The sequence below is a fragment of the Chryseobacterium herbae genome (genome assembly GCF_025154075.1).
GTDB classification, from domain to species: Bacteria; Bacteroidota; Bacteroidia; order Flavobacteriales; family Weeksellaceae; genus Chryseobacterium; species Chryseobacterium herbae.
Map to the genome: position 1 here is coordinate 103,200 of NZ_JAOAMU010000004.1, position 22,376 is coordinate 125,575.

Consider the following 22,376-nt stretch of genomic DNA (forward strand, 5'->3'; position numbering starts at 1 on the left):
CCTAAAGTTTTTATCTTTGTTTCAATGATCACCAAAAGCAAAAATCTTATTGCTCTTTTCGCGGCCCTGTTCCTGCTTCTGCTTGGGATACAGGCGTATTTTATGTACAAGACGTATCAGGTAAAGGAACGGGAGATCTACAGAGATGTTCATGCAAGACTTACCAACTATACCGACAGACTGGAAGATCTGGGTGGCATCAAAAGCAGAACAGATGATACTATTCAGAAGATTTTAATCCGATATCATGATAAAAAGATCAGTAAAAAAGATTTTCTGGAGTACTTTAAAAAAAACAGAAAGGAAAATGAAAAGCATCTCAGCGACTACGTAGATGCAAGTTTTAAAAAAGAAGGCTATAAAATTGCTACCAAAACAGAATATATTTCCATTATTTACATTCCTGACAGCACGAGCCTGATTGATCAGCCGATCACCCTGTATGAAACCCGAAACAAAGTTTCCAATCCTAAAATTTCCAATACAGGTAAATGGGAAACTACATCAAGATCCACGACTAATGATGACACTCCCGGCAGAAATGACTCTTTTATTCTGAAAAGCAATACCGGTTTCGAGATTTTAAACATCAAAACCATCATATTTAAAGAGCTTGCCCTGCTCACCATATGCTGTGCTGCCATCCTTGCCAGTGTGCTCTTACTTTACATTTTCACCGTTAAAAATCTGGCCCGCCAGCAGAAACAGGTAGAAGTTCTCCACACCGTTGTGGATAATATTTCCCATGAATTCAAAACGCCGATCGCCACTTTAAAAATAGCCTCAAAAACTTTAAAAAAAGAATGGAATCCTGAAACACTGCCCCTCATCGACCGGCAGATCAATCGTCTGGAAAACCTGATGATTCAGCTCCACAAAGACGAAACTTCTGAGGAAGTTCTTTCGATACAACCGGAAGACTGGAGTTTTTTTGTGCAGGATCTCGCCTTCACTTATCCTGAAATCAATTTTGATTTGTCCAATAAAATCACAGATGAGCTTCCTTTTGACCAGCATCTTATGGAAACGCTCATCAAAAATCTTTGTGAGAACAGTGTAAAGTACGGAGCTTCCGATGTGAAAATCAATATCAATAATTCTTCTCAAACCCTCAAAATAGAGATCAGCGACAATGGCTGCGGCATTGAGAAAAAGGAACTTGCCCACATTTTTGAAAAATTCTACAGAATCCAGTCTAATAATATTCACAACACCAAAGGATTGGGACTGGGGCTTTATTTTGTGAAAAAGATCGTCACGAAATACGGTGGCAGCATAGAAGTTTCCAGCCTTCCTAAAACCGAAACGACCTTTAAAATATCTGTTCCTTATGAAAACTAAGATCCTTTTAGCAGAAGACGACCCGGATTTCGGGATGATCCTGAAACAGTATCTGGAACTGGAGGATTTTGAAGTAACGTGGTTTCAGAATCCTGAAGACGTTGTTGGTCTTTTAAGCACTGATTTCCCTTTTCACATTGGAATTTTGGACATTATGATGCCTTCCATTGATGGTTTTTCTTTAGCCAAAATGATTTTAAAGGAGAAAAATAATTTCCCCCTGCTTTTCCTCACGGCCAAAAATCAGAAAATAGACCGCCTGATGGGCCTGAAGATCGGAGCAGACGATTATATTGCCAAACCCTGCGATCCGGAAGAGCTGGTGTTGAGAATTAAAAATATCCTTAAAAGAACCCAGCCAAACACTCCGGCGCAGATCAAAATAGGGGACTATTATTTTGATACAGAAAAACTACTGCTTTCCCATCCTGAGGGCAATGTACGGCTTACGATCAGAGAACGGGAACTTCTTCTGTATCTTCTAAAATATAACGGAACCATGATCAAAAGGGATGATATTCTGGATAGTCTCTGGGAAACGAACGATTATTTCACGGGAAGAAGCCTTGATGTATTTATAAGCCGTCTGCGGAAATATTTCATGAATGATCCCAAAATAAAAATCCAATCCCTGAGAGGAATTGGATTTGAAGTTGATTTTCCGGTAAACTGATTCCAGAATTAATACGAAAGCTCTGCCAATACCGGAAAATGATCCGATGGATACAGCAGGTTTTCTCTTCTGTCATTGATATGTCTCTGGGACTTTATTTTAAAACCTTTCACGAAAATATAATCGATTCTGTCTTTTGGAACCTCATTGACATTGAAACCTGTGAACGTTCCTTTGGGTCCGTAAGGTTTAGTCTGTGAATGATAAAAGCTGTCATCCAGATTCTTCGAAAGGATTTTTATAGGCTCGGAATCTTCAGTTAAATTAAAATCTCCGGTTAAAGTGACCGGAAGATTTTTAGGATTCATCTCTTTGATTTTTTTCAGAATAAGTTCAGAGGATTTCACTCTCGCTACATTTCCAATATGATCAAAATGAAGGTTCATCGCCAGAAATTCTTTCTTTGATTTTTTATCTTTAAAAAACGCATAGGTACAGATTCTGTTAAGCGCAGCATCCCATCCTCTGGAAGGTGTTTCCGGCGTTTCCGAAAGCCAGAATGTTCCGGATTTTACGATCTGGAGTCTGTTCGTATCATAAAAAATAGCTGAAAATTCTCCTTTTTCTTTTCCGTCATCTCTTCCTACACCTACATATTCGTAATTCTTAAGGCCGGCTTTTATATCTTTCATCTGCTCGGGAAGTGCTTCCTGAACGCCGAAATAATCGGGATGATAATAATTTAATAAATCCACAGCATCCTGTTTTCTTTCTGTCCAGGCATTTTCCTTATCTGAAGTTACCTGCAGCCTGATATTGAAACTCATCACTTTAAGATCCTGCGAAAATCCCAGTGCAAAAAACAACAGGGATAAGATTGAAAATCTGAAATTCATAATCCTATGTTTAAATTATAATAACAAAAATAGGACATCTTTGTGAGAGGTGATGGAGGTTAGTGTTAATTTTTGGAGGAAGTTGCGGGGTTCGGGTTCGAGAGTTTTGTGATGCGGGAATCAGGGTTGGAGGATTTCACATTTCACTTGCGCAGCAAAATTGACCATTCACGTCTATCCCTCTTCCTTACTCATAAAAAACCTGAACTTCAAATGAAGTTCAGGCCTCTCAATAGGAATAAGCTCTGTTTTATTCTTTGGTAAATTTATATTCTCTTCCGGCCTGCTTAAAGACAAGATCCTTTTTATCCTTGCTAAATGCCAGTGTTATGCCGGATTCATTTAAAGTAAACTGATTGTCTCCTGCATATTCAAGAGGAACCTCCGGCTGGTTTCCTGCTTTGAAATAAAGCTGACCGTTTTTATCGGTAAAAACCAGTTTGATGGCATCACTTTTAGTACCATATGTCCCTGCAAACTCTTTTGTATTCACCTTTTCAACCGTTTTTGGTTGTGCTGAAGGCCAGATATTATTTTTCATATTCACATCAGGAATCATAGAATCCGGATCCAACATCACCTCATCAATTTCTTTAGTTGAATTCACTTTGAGCAGCCATTCCGTATTACGCTTCCAGACCTCAACCGGGATTTTCATGACCTGCTTTGTCCCATCTTTGAATTTTACCTGAACCGTAGTTGGCATCGGTAACTGACCAAGGTTTTCAACAATGATCTGAGCTCCGTTTTTAAAGTCGCCATTCACATATTTCACGTCTTTTACAGACTGATCGATCTTCCATTTATTGATAAACCATCCTCTCCAGAACCAGTTTAGTTCTTCTCCTGAAACATTTTCCATCGTATGGAAGAAATCCCATGGTGTAGGATGTTTGAACGCCCATCTGTCAACATACGTTTTGAAAGCTTTATCGAATTTTTCAGGGCCTAAAATCGTTTCTCTTAAAATCTGCAGTCCCATTCCCGGTTTAAAGTAAGCCAAAGCTCCGATGCTTCTTTCCTTCATATTATCAGGACCCACCATGATCGGCTCAAGATTATCACCCATCATAAAGCCTCCGGCTTTGGCAATATTTTTCTTGGTGTAGTATTCTCCGTTGTTAAAAGCCTTTGTGGATAACTCGTTGATAAAGGTATTGAAGCCTTCATCCATCCATGCAAACAGTCTTTCATTGGAACCTACGATCATTGGGAACCAGTTGTGCCCGAATTCATGATCCGTAACTCCCCAAAGATCTTCACCCGCAGAATCCATATGGCAGAACACAATTCCCGGATATTCCATTCCGCCTTCATTTCCGGCTACATTGGTTGCTGCGGGATAAGTGTATTCGTACCATTTCTGAGAATAATGTTCTATGGCTGCTTTTGTATATTCTGTAGATCTTCCCCACGCCTTTTCGCCTGCGCTTTCTGCCGGATAAGCTGATATAGCCACAGATTTTTTACCACTTGGAAGGTTTATTTTTGCCGCATCCAGAATAAATGCCGGTGATGAAGCCCATGCAAAATCACGGGTCTGGTCTATTTTAAATTTCCATGTTTTAGTCCCTGAAGCCTGGTTTTTCCCGATTTCAGATTCCGGACGGATCATTACTGTTTTATCACTATTTCTTGCCTTCTCCCAACGGTCATTTTCTTCTTTGCTGTAGACTTCTTTAGAGTTCAAGAGCTCCCCGGATGCTACCACATAATGATTGGCAGGAACTGTAATATTCGCAGAAATATGCCCATATTCCAGATAAAACTCTGATGCTCCAACGTAAGGAAGGGTGTTCCAACCCATCACATCATCATATACACACATTCTCGGATACCATTGGGCTATGGTAAATATTTTCCCGTTTTTCGTTGTATGAACGCCCATTCTGTCGGATCCATATTCAGGAGAAATAAAGGTATATTCGATTTTAATTTTAGCAACTCCTCCTTTAGATTTCAGTTCTTTTGGAAGATCAATCTGCATTCTGGTATCCGTAATGGTATATTTTACGTCTTTACCATCCAGTTTTACTGATTTAATTTTATAACCGCCTTCCAGCTCTTCACCACGAGCTCCGTTTCTGCTCCCTGATGGGGGAACTACCGCATTTCCACGGGAATCTTTTGCAAATAAATTCTGATCTAGCTGCAACCATAGGAAACCCAATTGGTCCGGACTGTTATTGGTATAAGTGATATCAGCGGTTCCGGTGATTTCATTTTTCGCTTCGTTAAGGCTTACATTCAGATCATAATCTGCTGAATTCTGCCAGTAAGCATGTCCCGGCTGTCCGCTTGCAGAACGGGTTTCTGTCCCGGTCTGAGGGTAAAAGAAGGGCTTGAATGCCTCTACATAACTGTATTTGGGTGTTTCCTGTGCTAAAGCAGATCCTGAAAAAAGGAATATTGCCGCTGCTGCTACAAGGCCTGGAAGTTTATAATTCATTGGGTATAATTTATACTATTTCTATGATAAGTTATAAAAAACCCCGGAATCGTTACAAGTCCGGGGTGTTTTTATGTTTTTTTGTTTATTGTAAACTATTGAAAGCTCATCTAAATTTTGATTTTTTAAACATTAAGAAGTTGAGTAAATTGCTTTATTCAAGATCTTTTAAGAATTTGCCTCCGGCAAAATGAAACCCAAGCTTAAAATATTGAAGATATTCTTAATTAATCTTTAAAGGCTAATAATCTAAATGCCTTAATGTTGAAATCAAAAATTAATTTGTCTTTTTCGCTTTGATCATTGCTTCCAATGCATCCCACATTTCCTTTGGAATATCTTCAAGCATATTGAATTCTCCAGCTCCCTGAAGCCACTCGCCACCGTCTATAGTCACGACTTCCCCATTCATATAAGCTGAATAATCTGAAACCAGATAAGCCGCAAGATTCGCAAGCTCCTGATGTTCTCCCACTCTTCTCAAAGGAACTTTTTTCCTCATATCGAACTTTTCCTGAAGATCTCCCGGAAGCAATCTGTCCCACGCTCCTTTCGTAGGGAAAGGTCCCGGTGCAATTGCATTGAAACGGATTCCATATTTTGCCCATTCTACCGCCAAAGATCTGGTCATAGCCAGAACTCCTGCTTTTGCACAGGCTGAAGGAACTACATAAGCAGATCCTGTCCAGGCGTAAGTGGTTACAATATTTAAAACGGTTCCCGGACTTTTAGAATCGATCCAGTGTTTCCCGATAGAAAGGGTACAGTTTTTTGTTCCTTTTAAAACAATATCCAAAATAGAATCAAAAGCTGAATGCGTCAGTCTCTCTGTTGGTGAGATAAAGTTTCCTGCTGCATTGTTTAAAAGAATATCAATTCTTCCGAATTCTTTTAATGCAGCTTCTTTCATTGCTTCCACCTCATCCCAGTTTCTCACGTCACATGCTACACACAGGACTTTTCCTCCGGTTTCCTCTTCCAGTTCTTTTGCAGTTCCTTGTAGTTTTTCCAGATTACGGGAAGTGATCACCACTTTTGCTCCCAGTTCCAGAAAATATTTAGTCATTGCTTTTCCGAGTCCGCTTCCGCCTCCCGTTACAATAGCAACTTTATCCTGTAATGCACCTTCGCGCAACATTGGCTGTGTATATAAATTCATATGATCTTATTTTTTCCTAAAAATACTAAATATTGAATTCATGCCATTTAAAATAATGGGATAAATAATAATGTTATAAATAGTGATTCTCTTTTGCAGAGATAAAAAAATAAATTTCAGGCTGGAAAAACTGAGTATGTGCAAAGGCTGGAGAAAATAGCCTGCCTTTTCTTAAACGCAAAGAAAAACTAAGAATTAACTTTAGCGACTTTAAAATAAGATAAACAAAGGCGTTTCACTTATTTCCGAAATACGATTTTAGAACCAATTAAAGCTCTGAAATTTCTGATGTTTTGTTTTACTTTTGTTAAATGAAATGCCTTTGTTTATCTTTATTAACATTGTCTCATTTCAAAAAACTTAGTTTATCCTTGCGATTATTAAACCGTTTAAACAGTTGATTTACCAGTATCAAGATTTAAAACCTTTACACGGATTCCAAAGCAAATTCTAAAGGGAATAAAAAAACAACCTTGTAACGAATTACAAGGTTGCTGGATTTATTATGATTGTCTGTTTGTAAAAACTGATTACGCAACCACTACTCCTTTGAATGAAAGAGTTTTAGGTGTTTTGCTTTCGCTTGTAGTCACATTCACGGTTTTCATGAATGCTCCTGCCGCTGCTGCGTTGTAGCTGGCTTCTACAAATCCTTTTTTACCAGGAAGAATAGGCGTTTTAGTGTAATCTGCTGTTGTACAACCACAAGATGGAGCTACATTTTCAATAACGATTGGTTTTGAAGAAGTATTCGTAAATTCGAATCTGATCGTTTTTGGTTTTCCCTGAGGGATGTTTCCTACGTCTATAGATTCTGATTTCCATTTAATAGCATCTGCAATTGTTCTTACGATAGATGCGGTTTCACCTGGAAATACGTTGGCATAAAACGGAGAGAAAGCAAGTACTGCTAAAAGAGCTGAGATTTGTAATTTTTTCATGAGTATATATTTAATAGTTAATAAAAAATCAAAGGAATCGGTTATTATCGTTTGATATAGCAAATATAGAACGGATAATGCCTACAACTTGTTAATCACTATCAAACATTTGTTAACGAGTTGTTAATGATCAAAGATAAATAGATATTTTTGGATAATATTGCTTCAGGAAATGAAAATAAAAAAACTCAATATTATTATAACGCTGGGGTTCATTGCTATTATTGGGATTTTAATAGCTCAGCTTCTGTGGGCCCGGCAGGCCTATAATCTTGAAGATAAAAAATTCAACCAGAAAGTAAATATTGCCTTAATGGAAGTGGCGGAAAAATTATCCGGCGGAAAAACTTCTTTCACTGAAAATCCGGTACAGATTATTGCCAACGATTATTATGTAGTTAATACAAATAATGAATTTCATCCTGTTGTACTGGAACACTATTTGAAAACAGAATTCACCCGTTTCCAGGTGAACACAGATTACGTATATGCCTTATATAATTGTCACAGCGATAAAATGGTGTATGGAAAATACATGTCAAAAAATCAGGAAAGTCCCAGTGATAAGGTGATTAATTTTCCAAAGCATAAAAATCTGATCTATTACTTCTCCATCCGTTTCCCCGATAAAACCACCTATCTGATCAGTTCATTACGGTTTTGGTATGTACTTACTTTTGCCCTTATTATCATCCTTCTGGTTTATGTTTATTCTATCTACACCATTATTCAGCAAAAAAAATTCTCGGAACTGCAGCGCGACTTCATCAATAATATGACCCATGAGTTTAAAACTCCCCTTTCTTCCATCCTTCTGGCTTCGGAATCGCTCAACAAACAGAATATTGTGCAGGAAAATCCCAAACTACAGACCTACACGTCCATTATTATCAATCAAAGCTACAAGCTCAATAATCATATTGAAAAAATACTGAATATCGCTAAAAATGACACTTCCGGACTGTCATTGAAACCTCAGAAAATCATACTGCTTCCGTTTATTCAGGAAATCGCTGACACCATCCGGCAGAATAACGAAAACATGACGATCGATCTAAACATCGAAAACAGTTTTTCCGTAATGGCAGATGAATTTCACTTTACAAACATCATTTACAACATTTTGGATAATTCCATAAAATATTGTGAAACCCAACCTCAGATTGTAATTTCGGCGTATAAAGATTCAAAAGGTTTATATTTAAAGTTTAAAGACAACGGAATGGGCATTCCTGCTAAAAATATACCTCATATTTTTGACAAGTTTTACAGGGTAAACACCAGAAAGAGTGAGGAAGTCAATGGCTTTGGATTAGGATTATTTTATGTGAAAAAAATCGTTCAGCAGCACAACTGGAAAATTTCAGTTGAAAATAATGCAGATAAAGGAATTACCACCACTCTCTTTTTTCCGTCTTAAATTTAATCATGTGTACGTATGGAGAAATCTAAAATTTTATATGCAGAAGATGACGAAACCATAGCTTTCCTAATCCAGGACAGCCTGGAGAGCTATTATGACATCAACTGTTACCCGGATGGAAGATCCGCACTTGATGCGTTCAACAGCCAGAGTTTTGACATCTGCCTGCTGGATATTATGATGCCGGGACTCAACGGGTTTGAACTCGCGGAGCATATTCGTAATAAAAATTCAGATATCCCCATTATTTTCATTTCTGCAAAAACTTTAAAGGAGGACAGGATCAAAGGGCTGAAAATCGGTGCTGATGATTATCTGGTAAAACCATTCAGTATCGAAGAACTGATCCTTAAAATTGAAGTTTTCCTGAAACGTACTAAGAAAACCGATACTTCCCCAGTACAATACAAAGTCGGTAAATATGATTTTGATCCCAAGAATTACACATTACAGGAGCCGGAAAACAGCATCAGTCTTACTCAAAGAGAATCTGAACTGCTTTTATATTTTATCCGCCACAAGAATATTGTTGTTAAAAGACAGGATATCCTGAAAGCGATCTGGGGAGACGATGACTATTTTATGGGACGAAGCCTGGATGTATTTATTTCCCGGTTGCGAAAAGTACTGGCAGATGAGCAAAATATTTTAATTGAAAATCTGCACGGAATAGGTTTCCGTTTTTCTGAAAAAAAATAAAGTTACGAGGTAGGTTTTAGAGAGCTATGAGTTTTCAGGATAAGAGGTACGGAATTTGGGATTTGAAAGTATGGGGATCGCCTGCAAAACTTGGAAGAGATAAGTTTTTTTTCACGCAAAGTTTCATCTTGTTAATGTTTAGTTTTGAGGAAGACAAAGACTGTGACTGCATCACTGATGAAGCTCTCGGTATAAAACATCCGCTTAATCGAATCAATGAAATTGATTCCTCTCTTTGCTCTCCTTGTACTGTACGGTATTAGAATAGAACTTTGCGTAAAAACTTATCTCTTGCTCAGGGTTTAAAATTGATCCAGTATATGGACGTAAAAATAGTTTCTGGTTTGAACCACGAAACCCACATCCCGAAACGTTATCAGGTACTAAGATTCATAAAAAAAGTCTGATATCTGAAATCTAAAACAAATGTCTTATCCCGAACTCAGGTTAAATAGAGATCCGATTGTTTCTAAATTACAACGATAACGGATTATTCTTTGATTTTTAATTAATTTTAAACTTTGAAAATTAATCCTTAATGAAAAATCACGGAACAACTGTTTTTCTATTCCTTTTATTTTTTGGTTTACCTCTTAAAGCTCAAAAATTTGAAAGATTAATACAATACGTCAATCCTTTAATCGGGACCGAAAAAATGGGACATACCTATCCCGGAGCTACCGTTCCTTTCGGAGCTGTTCAGCTGAGCCCGGAAACGGATACGATTTCATATGAACTTAATGGAAAATACAATGGCGAGGTTTATAAATACTGTGCAGGCTACCGCTATGAAGACAAAACAATCGTAGGCTTCAGCTCAACCCATTTCAGCGGAACGGGACATTCTGATCTTGGAGATTTCCTGATGATGCCCACTGTCGGTAAACTACAGCTGAATTCGGGAACCGCATCCAATCCTGAAAGCGGTTACAGAAGCAGATTCTCCCATGAAAATGAAAAAGCAGAAGCCGGATATTATAAAGTCAAGCTTGATGATCATAATATTGTAGCAGAACTAACGGCCTCTACAAGAACCGGAGTTCACCGCTATACCTTTCCAAAGTCTGATCAGGCCCATATTATTTTAGACCTTACCGCAGGAATTTATAATTATGAAGGTAAAAATGTATGGACTTACGTTCGGGTAGAAAACGACGGTACAGTGACCGGTTACCGCCAGACCAATGGCTGGGCAAGAACCAGAACGGTTTATTTCGCGATGAAATTTTCAAAATCTTTTAAATCATACGGACAGAAAAATTTTGACGGACCTCAGGTATACAGAGGATTCTGGAGAAAATTTGATCAGAATAAAAACTTTCCTGAGATCGCCGGCAAAAACCTTAAAATGTATTTTGATTTCGATACTCAGGAAAATGAAGCGGTTGAAGTGAAACTGGCCATTTCCCCGGTAAGTCAAACCAATGCTTTGGAAAATCTTGAAAAAGAAACAGGCAATCTGTCTTTTGATCAGATTAAAGCAAAGGCCCAGGAAAACTGGAATAAAGAATTGAATAAAATTGTTATCAAAGGTTCTGAAACAGAAAAGACGAACTTTTATACCGCGATGTACCATACTTTCATCAATCCCACCACTTATATGGACATCAATGGGGAATATAAGGGTTTGGATCAGAATACCCATAAAGCGGAAGGTTTCACCAATTATACAACGTTCTCCATCTGGGATACGTACCGGGCACTTCATCCTTTCTTTAATATCATCCAGCCAAAACGAAATAACGATATGGTTAAATCAATGATGGCGCATTATGATCAGTTCTCCATGAAAATGCTTCCGATATGGTCCCATTATGCCAACGACAACTGGTGTATGAGCGGTTATCACAGCGTAAGTGTAGTCGCCGATGCGGTGATCAAAGGAAATTACACCGGTGATCCTAGAGAAGTATTGAAAGCCTGCATCACAACGGCCAACAAAAGAGATTATGAAGGCATCGGATATTACATCGATATGGGCTATATCCCAGCCGAGAAAAACGGAACTTCAGTTTCCAATACCTTGGAATATGCCTATGACGACTGGGCAATTGCTCAGCTGGCCAAACATTTAGGTGAAACAGAAATTTATAATCAGTTTATCAAACGTTCTGAAAACTGGAAAAATAATTTTGATCCGAAAGCCGGATTTATGCGTCCCAGATTAGCAGACGGAAGTTTCAAAAAAGATTTTGATGTGCTTAGCACTCATGGACAGGGTTTCATAGAAGGAAACTCATGGAACTACAGCTTTTTTGTCCCTCAAAATCCTGATGGTTTAATGCAGATGATGGGCGGAAAGAAAAAATTCGCTTCAAAACTTGATGAACTTTTCACTATGCATCTTCCCGATGAATTTTTCGCCGATACAGAAGATATTACCCGAGAAGGAATTATCGGTGGCTATGTTCACGGAAACGAACCCGCTCATCACGTTGCCTATTTTTACAACTGGGCAGGACAGCCATGGAAAACCCAGGCTCAGATCCGCCGTATTTTAGAAATGCAGTATAAAGCAACGCCCGACGGTCTTGGAGGAAATGATGATGCAGGGCAAATGAGTGCGTGGTATATTTTAAGCTCACTCGGATTTTATCCGGTAGCTCCGGGTTCTGAAGATTATTCGATTGGAAGTCCGGCCATAGATCATGCGGTTCTTAATCTTGAAAACGGAAAGACTTTTGAAATTGAAGCCATCAATCAAAGTCCGAAGAATGTATATGTGGAAAAGATCCTTCTGAATGGAAAAGAGATTAAGAATTTCACCTTAAAACATTCTGAGATTGTGGCCGGTGGAAAACTTACTTTTTATATGAGTGCGAAGGCGAAGAAATAGTTCTTTAAACACAAATTTTCACACTGTTGATTAAACACAAATACCACAAATGATGTACACAAATATTCACAAACATCTGTGTACATCTGAGAAATCTGTGGTCAAAAAAATATAACTAAAAATTTTCTCAGATAAGGATTCTACTTTCAAATCCTGAATTAATAGAAAACAAAAGGGCAAATAGCTTTATTTGCCCTTTTTATTATTTTGATTTTTATCTTAGCACTATTCTCTTACTTCAAAAAGAAGTCTTTCTCCGAATTTTTCTTCTGCAATATTCCCGTTATCATACACCAAATGTCCATTCACAAAAGTCTGGGTTACTTTAGAGTGTAAATTCATTCCTTCCAGAGGGCTCCAGCCACATTTATACAGAAGATTATCTTTAGCTACCGTCCAGTCTGCATTCACATCAACCAAAACAAGATCTGCCTTATAGCCTTCTCTCACAAAACCTCTTTTCTCCACTCTGAAAAGGATGGCCGGATTGTGACACATTTTTTCAACGATCTTTTCCAAAGAAATTTTTCCATTATGGTAATTTTCCAACATCACAGGTAGTGAATGTTGTACCAAAGGAGCACCGGAAGGGCATTTTGTATAGACATTCTGTTTTTCTTCAGCTGTATGAGGTGCATGATCTGTCGCGATCACATCAATCCTGTCATCCAGAAGCGCTTCCCAAAGTGCATCTTTGTCTTTCTGAGTTTTTACAGCCGGATTCCATTTGATCAGAGAACCTTTGGTTTCATAATCGTCATTCGTAAATGTCAGATGATGAACACAAACTTCAGCGGTAATTTTTTTATCTTTTAATGGAATATCATTTCTGAAAAGTTCCATCTCTTTTGCGGTGGAAAGGTGGAAAACGTGAAGTCTTGCTCCTGTTTTCTCTGCTAATTCAATTGCCTTCGAAGATGATTTATAGCAAGCTTCTTCACTTCTGATCAGATGATGAAATTTCACAGGAATATCCTCTCCATATTCATCAAGGTAGGTTTGCGTATTGGCTCTGATTGTAGCTTCATCTTCACAGTGAACGGCGATCAGCATTTTTGTACTGCTGAAAATATTCTCCAGCGTTTTCGGATTGTCTACCAGCATATTTCCTGTAGAAGAGCCTAAGAATAATTTAATTCCCGGCACATTTCTCGGATTGGTCTTTAAAACTTCTTCAAGATTATCATTCGTTCCGCCCATCATAAAACCATAGTTGGCGTATGCTTTTTGGGAACCGATCACATATTTGTCCGCTAATAATTCCTGGGTGACCGCATTGGGAACCGTATTCGGCTGATCGATAAAACTTGTGATTCCACCGGCGATGGCAGCTCTCGATTCTGTTTCAATATCTCCTTTATGTGTCAGTCCCGGGTCTCTGAAATGCACCTGATCGTCTATGACACCAGGCAGAAGATATTTTCCGGAACCGTCAATGATCTGATCTGCCTCTTCGGAAATAGAGGAATCTATTCTGGAGATCAGGTCATTTTCTATTAAGACATCGCTTTCGAAGATCTTACCTTCGTTCACGATCTTTACATTTTTGATTAGGGTCTTCATTTTTTACTTTAGAAATTAGATGTTAGATATTAGAAGTTAGATGTCAGAAAATTTTTAAGATAAAAATTATAAGTGCTTGATAAAACTGCAATCACTAATTTCTAACTTCTAATATCTAACATCTACAAAAAGCAAAATTAAGGTTTATGAATGAATTTTAATGTCGACGAATATAAATCAATTTCTAAATATTTACATTTGCATAAAATTTTCGAATTTGTATAAGAAATTATTCGGTCAGACCGCCGTATATGGGCTTAGTTCAGTATTAGTCCGTATTTTCCCGTTCATCATCGCACCTATCGTGACAAAGGCTTTCGGGCCTGCGGCTTCATCACCCTTTGTAGACTGGTATTCCATCGCAGGAGTAATTACGGTTCTCCTTACCCACGGTATGGAAACCTCTTTTTTCCGTTTTGCACAGGAAGAAAGCATTGATAAAAAAACATTGATTTCAACATGTTCGGTAAGTATTATCAGCATTGCCCTGATCTATCTGGGCTTAGGCTATGTCTTCAGAAACGAACTCGCAATAGCATTTGAAACTCCTGACCAGGTCAACTACCTTGTCATCTTTCTATTTATCCTTTCTCTGGATGCATTTTCTACCATTCCTTCGGCTATACTAAGACTGCAGGGGAAAGCTTTCAAGTATATGTTTTCCAAGGTGGCAGGATCTGTCGTTTACTTTTTGCTGGTTATATTTTTCATCAGATGGCTTCCAAAACATCCGGAAGGAATTTTCGGTTTAAAATATGATCCTCAATTGGGCGTAGGTTATGTATTCATCGCCAATTTAGTACAGAGTATCATTACATTACTGATTGTAGGAAAAGAATTTTTCAGCTTCAGTCTTTCCAAATTTGATTTTAAGTTATGGAAAAGAATCATGAATTATTCATGGCCGGTAATGATTGCAGGACTGGCAGGAATCGTTAACCAGACGTTGGATAGACAGTTTCTTAAATATTTACTTCCTCCGGACGAAGCCCGCCATCAGATTGGAGTATACGGAGCAGTGTATAAAATCGCTACTTTTATTACAGTTTTTCGACAGGCTTATCAGCTCGGTATAGAGCCATATTTTTTCTCAAGTTTTAAAAATAAGGATTCACATAAAACCTACGCTGTACTGATGGATGTTTTTGTCATCTGCAGCTGTGTCATTTATATGGGACTGATGGTAAACCTTCAGTGGATTTCGGAAAAATATCTGAGCAATCCGCTTTATTATGAAGGGATTGAAATCATCCCGTTTGTGATGCTGGGTGCCTTATTCCTGGGAATTTATCTTAATCTTTCGATCTGGTATAAATTATCTGACCAAACCAGAGTCGGTTTATATATATCCGTGATTGGGGCATGTATTACCGTTTTCATTAACTTCTTCTTTATTCCGGAATATGGATATTGGGCAAGTGCCATGGCTGCGCTGATTACCTTTATGTCTATGATGGTCATTTCATACATCTGGGGACAGAAACAATATCCGATTCATTATAATACCGGAAAAATAGCACTCTATTTAGTCTTTACTATTTCCTGTTCCTTGGTATCCTTCTATTTTTTCAGAACCAATTACTTTGTAGGAAATTTATTTTTACTTCTTTTTATTGGCCTCGTAGTCTATAAAGAGAAGGCTATCGTATCCAAAATACTAAAAAAGTCTTAGGATATGGCCTCTAATTTGATACTATTGAGTTCTTTAAAAAAAATTAAACAGAAGCTTGCAAAGATGATAAATATTACGATCAGCAATGATTTAAATTATTACCTTTAGCCGTACCAAAATAAAAACTAACAAATAAAAACATTGTCATATAGTCTATGAAAATAATTGTTCCTATGGCTGGACGCGGTTCCAGATTACGTCCACATACTCTGACCGTTCCTAAACCTCTTATTCCTATTGCAGGAAAACCTATCGTACAGAGACTGGTAGAAGATATTGCTAAAGTAGCAGGTGAAAAAATTGAAGAAGTAGCATTTATCATTGGAGATTTCGGACCGGAGATTGAAAAATCTTTACTTCTGATAGCCGAAAAACTGGGAGCAAAAGGCAGTATTTATTACCAGAACGATCCGCTGGGTACCGCACACGCTATCAAATGTGCTGAAGACTCCATGCAGGGAGATGTGGTGATTGCTTTTGCAGATACTCTTTTCCGTGCAGATTTCCAGCTGGATAAAAATTCGGATGGAGTGATCTGGGTGAAAAGCGTAGAAGATCCTTCTGCTTTCGGAGTGGTAAAATTAGACAACTATGGTTTCATTACAGACTTCGTGGAAAAACCTCAGACCTTTGTATCGGACCTTGCCATCATCGGAATTTATTATTTCAACAGTGCTGAGAAACTGATGGAAGAGATCAATTATATTATGGACAATAATATAAAAAATGGTAATGAATACCAGTTGACAACCGCACTGGAAAACCTGAGAGCCAAAGGAGCAAAATTCACTCTAGGAAAAGTAAACGACTGGATGGACTGCGGAAACAAAAATGCTACCGTAGAAACCAACAGCAAAATCCTTGCGTACGAGATAGAAGAAATGAATAATTATCCTGCATCAGCGGTTATCGAAAATTCATTGATTATCCAGCCGTGTTTTATCGGTGAAAACGTAAAGATCTCCAATTCAAAAGTAGGTCCTGGAGTTTCACTGGGTAACAATACGATCATCGTTAATTCCAATATCGAAAACTCCCTGATCCAGGAAAACACAAGAATTAATCACGGAAACCTTTCCAACTCTATGATTGGAAATTCCGCACAATACTTTGGAGTGGCCAGAGAAATCTCATTAGGTGACTACTCTGTTTTAGATTTTTTATCTAAATAAGATCAGAAATAATTCATATAAAACAAGATACATCCGGACCACACAACATTTTTTGTGTGGTTTGGCTTTAATATTGCAGCGTTTTTTCTTTAATTGAAAGATAAATACATGAAAAACTGGATCCCGATACTTTTACTATTTCTTACCCTTTCCTCCTGTAAAACTAGAAATGCGGCCAAAAACAACAGCAAAGCGCAGGATAGCACTGCTGTAGCTACAGATGACAACCGCAATCCCAAAGATGCCAACGAGGCGGTAAGAGACAAGTTCTCGTTCTATGAGCACGTGGTGGTTCCTCTGAAATTTGACCAGGTTAAGATCAACAGTAAAGTAAATGTGGAAACCGGAAGCTTTATTCCGACTCTTGATGCGGTGATCTATATTGAAAACGATAAAAAAGTATGGATGAATCTTCAGGCGTTTTTTTTCAATGTAGCCAAAGGGATTGCAACTCCTGAAGGAATTAAAGGACAGGACAAAACCAGCAAAACCTATATTGATTCCGATTTTGATTATCTGAATAAACTGCTTAATGTGAATTTCATCGATTACAAATCGTTGGAAAAAATACTGATGGGCAGAACTTTTGTTAAGATCAGCGATTCTCAGTTTACCCTGACCCAAAACGCACAGGGCTTTAAAATGGTTTCCAACGCTAATCAAAAAATTACTACGGATGAGAAAACCAGAGAGTATAAAATTGAGCTTAACTATGATACGAATTATGATCTGCTAAGCGTGAATTTAAAGGATGTTTTATCTACCGACGAACTGGAAATCTCTTATAGTAACTGGAATGAATACAATGGAATCCGACTTCCGAAAAATGTTAAAATAATTATAAAAGGCTCAAAATCTAGTCAGATTTTACTGGAAAACACGAAATTTGACTTTTCGAGGATGGAAACACCTTATTCTGTACCATCCAGTTATAAGAAAATTGAGATTAAATGATTAAAAAATTTAGCTTTTTAATAGGTATTCTACTGTTCGGCCTGCATCAGGGACAGCAGAACAAGGAACAGCTTCAGAAACAGAATGCCGATCTTAAAAAACAAATTGTACAGATAAATACAGATCTGGCTAAAACCAGAACCGAATCTAAACTTTCAGTGGCCTATCTTACCAACGTCAATAAGAAACTGACGTTGCGAGAAAAGGTGTACACCAATACTCAGAAAGAAAAAAGATTTATTGAAGATGAGATTTACCTGCGTCAGCTGGAAATCAACCGTCAGAACAAAGAATTAATTGTTCTGAGAAAGAATTATGCCCAGGTTTTGGTCAATGCGTACAAAAACAAAGGGGTACAGAACAAAGTAACTTTTATTCTTTCGTCCAAAAATCTGGGTGAAGCCATAAGAAGGGTTCAATACCTGAAACAGTACGCTGACTTTCAGGATAAAAAAGCTGCAGAAATAAGCAATGCAGCTGCTCAAATCAAAAAATCAATCGCACAGAAACAGAGCTCTGCAAGAGAAAAAGATAATCTTCTTGTGAACCAGCAGAAAGATCTGACCACCATCAATGCAGAAAGAGCCCAAAAGGAACAGTTATTGTCTGATTTCAAGAAAAATGAAGCCAAACTTACCGTAGAACTTAAGCAGAAGCAGGTTCAGTCTAAAACTTTGGAAGGACAGATCAGAGCCATCATTGCGGAAGAAATCAGAATAGCAAAAGCTGAAGAAGAAGCCAGAAGAAAAGCCGAGGCTGAAAAAATCCGTATGGCTAAACTGATTGCAGAAAGAGAAAAAGCAAGAATTGAAGCTGAAGCTAAAGCCAGATCTGAGGCTCTGGAAAGAGAAAGAAAGCTGGCAGAAATTGAAGCTAAAAAAGCAGCCGATCTTGCTGCAAAAAGAGCTGAAGAGGAGAAAAAACGTAATGAAGAAGCTGCAAGAGCCGAATCCAGTGCAAAAGATGAAGCCAGAAGAGTGGCCGCTAAAAAAGCATCTGATGAAGCGAATGCAAGATCAAAAGAAGCTACAGATAAGCTTGTTGCCGCAAGAGCTGCAGAAGCTGCGCTGAACAAGAAAAAAGAAGAAGAGAAAAAGGCCGCTGAAACAAAAGCAATGACCAGCTACGGAGTGACAACCTCTACCGGTAGCAGTTTTGCAGACAGCAGAGGAAAACTTGGATATCCTGCGGACAGAGCCGGACAGGTAACCCACCGATTTGGAAGACAGCCGCACCCGGTTTTCAAAAATATTGTTGAAGATAATACAGGAATCAAAATTGCAGTTCCTTCAGGAACACGTGCAAAATCCGTATATCCGGGAACCGTCTCTTCGGTATTGGCAAACAGCGACGGAACAAAAACCGTTATGGTAAAACATGGAAGCTATTTCACGATCTATTCTAACCTTGGAAACGCTAGTGTCTCCAAAGGGCAGCAGGTTTCTTCCGGTACTCCGGTAGGTACGGTGGCTCAGGATTTCGATGGTTCTTATACCCTTGATTTCCAAGTATGGAACGGAAATACACCAGTTGACCCATTAGGTTGGATTTCGTATTAAAAAAAGCTTTAACTTTGCAAAAATCTTAAGAGATGAATACACTAACAATACTAGCCTTATCTTGGCAGCACATCCTTATCGTAGCGATACTTTTGGTATTGCTTTTTGGAGGAAAGAAAATTCCGGAATTAATGAGAGGAGTTGGTTCAGGAATCAAAGAATTTAAAGATGCGGTGAAGGAAGAAGACAAGCCAGGTTCTGACAAAGCCTCTTCTACCAACAACACCAATAATAATACTCCCAGCAACTAAAATTCCTCAGAATTAATGAATTTTACCGAGACTGCATGGAAAGTCTTCAATCAATCTATTGAAGACTATCACGTGTCCGATGACGTTAACTCTCTAATTAATAACCCGTTCGAAAAAGACAGTTTGGAACGGATTTTGTATGCAAAGAACTGGATTGATACCGTTCAATGGCATTTAGAAGATATTATTAGAGATGAAAATATTGATCCCGCTGAAGCTCTTCAACTGAAGAGAACGATAGATGCATCTAACCAGAAGAGAACAGATCTGGTAGAATTTATCGACGGCTGGTTCCTTACTAAGTTTGAAAATATAACTCCTAGACCTGATGCAAAAATCAATACTGAAACTCCCGCTTGGGCTGTAGACAGACTATCAATTCTTGCATTAAAGGTTTATCATATGTCGTTAGAGGCCAATAGAGAATCCGCTTCTGAAGAGCACCGTGCTAACTGCCAGGCTAAACTGGATGTACTGCTTACTCAGAAAGAAGACCTATCAACTTCTATAGATCAGTTGCTTACTGATATTGAATACGGTAATATTAAGATGAAAGTATACAAACAAATGAAAATGTATAACGATGATAGTCTTAATCCGATCCTTTATCAAAAGGGGCAACAGAAATGAGAAAACTATTTTTTTTTGGAGTACTACTACTAATTATAACTTCCTGCGCAACGGAGAAGCTCAACCTTTCCCCGTTGTCTAATAATTTTTACAGCGAAACTAAAGGTTCTGATTCCGACAGAGGGGCAAAGAAAGGTTTTGATATCAATATCAAAGAAAATGTAAATGCTTCTGAAATTTCAAATCTGATTTCTACTTTTCCAAAGTTTAAGAATAACGGTTTAAATGATGAAGTCACAAGCTTGAAATACAGCCTGCAGAATTATTTATATGCCATAGATGCCAACAACTCGGCGGGGAAAAACAGAGCAGTTAAAAGCTTCGAAAAATCATACAAGAAAATTCAAAAACTCAGACAGCAGCTTGATAAAGATGATGATGAAGTTCTCAACAGATATCTGGTACGTCTAAAAACCAATATTTCTGTCATAGAAGATTCTTTAAAAGGAAATTAAAAACGAACCACTATTAATGATTAAAATTCAGGCAGAAGCTAATGTTCCTACAGAACACGGCTCTTTCCGAATGATCGCTTTCTCCGAAAACGAAAACGACTGGATGCCACACATGGCCATCGTTGCAGAAAATACAGATTTTTCAAAACCGGTGAACGTACGTTTCCACTCAGAATGCATTACCGGAGAAGTTTTCCATTCAAAAAAATGTGAATGCGGGCAGCAACTGGATGCCGCAATGAAATATACCCATGAGCACGGAGGCATTATTGTTTACCTTCGTCAGGAAGGAAGGAATATCGGGATCATCAACAAGCTGAAAGCTTATTCTCTTCAGGAAAAAGGTCGTGATACCGTTCAGGCCAATCTGGAACTGGGACTTCCTGCTGATGACAGAAAATTCGGTGTTGCTATTGATATCCTGAACCTGCTAGATGTAAAAGATATTAATCTTTTAACCAATAATCCGGAAAAGGTAAAATATGTAGTAGAAAGCAACATTCATCTCAATTCAAGGATACCTTTACAGATTCCGGCCAATGAGATGAGCAGAGGCTATCTGCAGACAAAAAAAGATTTCTTCGGTCATTTACTCGATGATAATGACAATTAGATAAACATAAAAGCTTCCAGAGAAATCCGGGAGCTTTTTAGTTATATTGGAATTTGTCCATATTATTGTTTCGTCACAGACCAGCTGCCACTCCAGTTCTGCAGTTTCCAGGTTCCGGACTTGGTATGTAAGCTTCCGTATAGGGTGAAACCTTTTGGAGAAGGAGAAGGGCTTAGAGATCCATTTTCTGCTCCCTGAAGGCTGGTATAATAAACTTCCTCCACATTATTATTTACAGTTCTTGTTACCTCCATACTTCCACTTTTTGAGATATTCAGGATCAAAGTTCCACTGACTTCACCAGAATAGGTCCCCACCCACTTTCCCATATAGGGAGAAACATAGTTTTCCTGTTCATTATTCTGATGAACATTATCTACAATCTCACTGCATGAAGACAACAGGAATAAGGGAGCAATGATTAAAAGTTTAAAATATTGATTCTTTATCATGGTTTTATTATTCATAGTTTGATGGTAAAATTAATCTTTTTTATGATCCTCAAAAGTGGTTTTAAAGAATACAATAAAAAAGCTCCGGGATTGCTCCCGAAGCTCTTAATAATTATAAAAAACTGAAAAGATATTTCTTAATTAGTTCACTTTGGTAGTAGGTACCTTAGTTTCATCAAGATGGTAGTACTTCACTACAGCATTGTAGTCACTGTAATCTACAGAACTTGCATTTTTAGTAGCTTCTGCCGGAACAAGTACTAATCTGAATCTTTGATTACTTAAATAACTTGTTGCCTCAGCTTGTGTCATTTGTGTTCCAAGATCAAAATTCTGATCGTCGATTCTGATCTGTACATTCTGAGAATCAAAAACAAAATTATAATCAAATACTCTGTTTGTTGGTAAAGTTCCTGAATTCGGCAAATAAATAGACTTTGGAATCTGCTGCCATGCATTACCTGCCGCTCTGTATACTAAAACCACATCTGTCTGGTTAATATCGATTCCCTGCGTAAATGCATACCCATTTCCATTGGTGAATGATCCTGTTACGTCTCTCATTCTTGAATAGGTGTCGCTATCTGAATCATCTTTACAACTGAATATAAATAATGATGCAAATGCAAGGAATAGAAAAGGAAGAATTTTTTTCATTTTTAGAAAAGTTTAGTTATTATTTATAAAGCGTATTCAAA

General features: G+C 38.0%; 20 protein-coding genes. 13 read left to right on the top strand and 7 right to left on the bottom strand.

All coding sequences use genetic code 11. The annotated features are described in order from the left end of the window. The first annotated feature begins 24 nt into the window (after positions 1–24). Both N0B48_RS13555 and N0B48_RS13560 read left to right on the top strand, forming a co-directional pair. Complete coding sequence (locus N0B48_RS13555; RefSeq protein WP_259839321.1) at positions 25–1,341, top strand: sensor histidine kinase; 1,317 nt, start codon at positions 25–27, stop codon at positions 1,339–1,341. Beyond that, positions 1,331–2,014, top strand: a complete 684-nt coding sequence (locus tag N0B48_RS13560; protein ID WP_259839322.1) for a response regulator transcription factor — start codon at positions 1,331–1,333, stop codon at positions 2,012–2,014. The genes N0B48_RS13555 and N0B48_RS13560 overlap by 11 nt, the downstream gene beginning before the upstream one ends. Positions 2,015–2,022: 8 nt before the next feature. Here the strand turns inward: N0B48_RS13560 and N0B48_RS13565 are convergent, their stop codons facing one another. The 4 genes from N0B48_RS13565 to N0B48_RS13580 all read right to left on the bottom strand — a co-directional run bounded on the left by N0B48_RS13565 (position 2,023) and on the right by N0B48_RS13580 (position 7,399). Next, a complete protein-coding gene (locus N0B48_RS13565; protein WP_259839323.1) occupies positions 2,023–2,850 on the bottom strand; it encodes an endonuclease/exonuclease/phosphatase family protein in 828 nt (275 codons plus the stop codon). Positions 2,851–3,100: 250 nt separating this feature from the next. Further along, a complete protein-coding gene (locus N0B48_RS13570) occupies positions 3,101–5,299 on the bottom strand; it encodes a M1 family metallopeptidase (protein ID WP_259839325.1) in 2,199 nt (732 codons plus the stop codon). A 277-nt stretch (positions 5,300–5,576) separates the two neighbouring features. After that, positions 5,577–6,458 carry an SDR family oxidoreductase gene (locus N0B48_RS13575; RefSeq protein ID WP_034703011.1) on the bottom strand — a complete coding sequence of 294 codons (882 nt, stop codon included), beginning with the start codon at positions 6,456–6,458 and terminating at the stop codon, positions 5,577–5,579. Positions 6,459–6,988: 530 nt separating this feature from the next. Next, positions 6,989–7,399, bottom strand: a complete 411-nt coding sequence (locus N0B48_RS13580) for a DUF1573 domain-containing protein (RefSeq protein ID WP_034725831.1) — start codon at positions 7,397–7,399, stop codon at positions 6,989–6,991. A 172-nt stretch (positions 7,400–7,571) separates the two neighbouring features. Between N0B48_RS13580 and N0B48_RS13585 the strand changes: the two genes are divergently transcribed. From N0B48_RS13585 to N0B48_RS13595, 3 genes are all read left to right on the top strand, one after another. Next, a complete protein-coding gene (locus tag N0B48_RS13585) occupies positions 7,572–8,819 on the top strand; it encodes a sensor histidine kinase (RefSeq protein ID WP_259839326.1) in 1,248 nt (415 codons plus the stop codon). Positions 8,820–8,837: 18 nt separating this feature from the next. Continuing rightward, positions 8,838–9,521 carry a response regulator transcription factor gene (locus N0B48_RS13590; RefSeq protein ID WP_259839327.1) on the top strand — a complete coding sequence of 228 codons (684 nt, stop codon included), beginning with the start codon at positions 8,838–8,840 and terminating at the stop codon, positions 9,519–9,521. A 538-nt stretch (positions 9,522–10,059) separates the two neighbouring features. Further along, complete coding sequence (locus tag N0B48_RS13595) at positions 10,060–12,357, top strand: GH92 family glycosyl hydrolase (RefSeq protein WP_259839328.1); 2,298 nt, start codon at positions 10,060–10,062, stop codon at positions 12,355–12,357. Between the two features lie 225 nt (positions 12,358–12,582). Here the strand turns inward: N0B48_RS13595 and N0B48_RS13600 are convergent, their stop codons facing one another. After that, positions 12,583–13,920 carry a dihydroorotase gene (locus N0B48_RS13600; RefSeq protein WP_259839329.1) on the bottom strand — a complete coding sequence of 446 codons (1,338 nt, stop codon included), beginning with the start codon at positions 13,918–13,920 and terminating at the stop codon, positions 12,583–12,585. Positions 13,921–14,137: 217 nt separating this feature from the next. Between N0B48_RS13600 and N0B48_RS13605 the strand changes: the two genes are divergently transcribed. The 8 genes from N0B48_RS13605 to ribA all read left to right on the top strand — a co-directional run bounded on the left by N0B48_RS13605 (position 14,138) and on the right by ribA (position 21,226). Next, the gene (locus N0B48_RS13605; RefSeq protein WP_259839330.1) at positions 14,138–15,592 is read left to right on the top strand and encodes a lipopolysaccharide biosynthesis protein; all 1,455 of its coding nucleotides are present in this window, start codon (positions 14,138–14,140) and stop codon (positions 15,590–15,592) included. A 155-nt stretch (positions 15,593–15,747) separates the two neighbouring features. Continuing rightward, on the top strand, positions 15,748–16,764 hold the full coding sequence (locus N0B48_RS13610; protein WP_259839331.1) for a sugar phosphate nucleotidyltransferase: 1,017 nt from the start codon (positions 15,748–15,750) through the stop codon (positions 16,762–16,764). A 108-nt stretch (positions 16,765–16,872) separates the two neighbouring features. Beyond that, positions 16,873–17,718, top strand: a complete 846-nt coding sequence (gene lolB1, locus N0B48_RS13615) for a lipoprotein insertase outer membrane protein LolB1 (protein WP_259839332.1) — start codon at positions 16,873–16,875, stop codon at positions 17,716–17,718. Then, entirely contained in the window at positions 17,715–19,277 is a 1,563-nt protein-coding gene (locus tag N0B48_RS13620; RefSeq protein WP_259839333.1) for a peptidoglycan DD-metalloendopeptidase family protein, read from the top strand. Before lolB1 ends, N0B48_RS13620 begins: the two co-directional genes overlap by 4 nt. 32 nt (positions 19,278–19,309) lie before the next feature. Continuing rightward, on the top strand, positions 19,310–19,528 hold the full coding sequence (locus N0B48_RS13625; protein WP_259839334.1) for a twin-arginine translocase TatA/TatE family subunit: 219 nt from the start codon (positions 19,310–19,312) through the stop codon (positions 19,526–19,528). A gap of 15 nt (positions 19,529–19,543) precedes the next feature. Then, positions 19,544–20,158, top strand: a complete 615-nt coding sequence (locus N0B48_RS13630) for a DUF4254 domain-containing protein (RefSeq protein ID WP_259839335.1) — start codon at positions 19,544–19,546, stop codon at positions 20,156–20,158. Continuing rightward, entirely contained in the window at positions 20,155–20,613 is a 459-nt protein-coding gene (locus N0B48_RS13635; protein WP_259839336.1) for a hypothetical protein, read from the top strand. Before N0B48_RS13630 ends, N0B48_RS13635 begins: the two co-directional genes overlap by 4 nt. A gap of 16 nt (positions 20,614–20,629) precedes the next feature. Then, complete coding sequence (gene ribA / locus N0B48_RS13640; protein WP_259839337.1) at positions 20,630–21,226, top strand: GTP cyclohydrolase II; 597 nt, start codon at positions 20,630–20,632, stop codon at positions 21,224–21,226. A gap of 62 nt (positions 21,227–21,288) precedes the next feature. Here the strand turns inward: ribA and N0B48_RS13645 are convergent, their stop codons facing one another. After that, complete coding sequence (locus N0B48_RS13645) at positions 21,289–21,678, bottom strand: hypothetical protein (protein WP_259839338.1); 390 nt, start codon at positions 21,676–21,678, stop codon at positions 21,289–21,291. Positions 21,679–21,819: 141 nt separating this feature from the next. After that, complete coding sequence (locus tag N0B48_RS13650; protein WP_259839339.1) at positions 21,820–22,335, bottom strand: hypothetical protein; 516 nt, start codon at positions 22,333–22,335, stop codon at positions 21,820–21,822. Between the last annotated feature and the right edge of the window lie 41 nt (positions 22,336–22,376).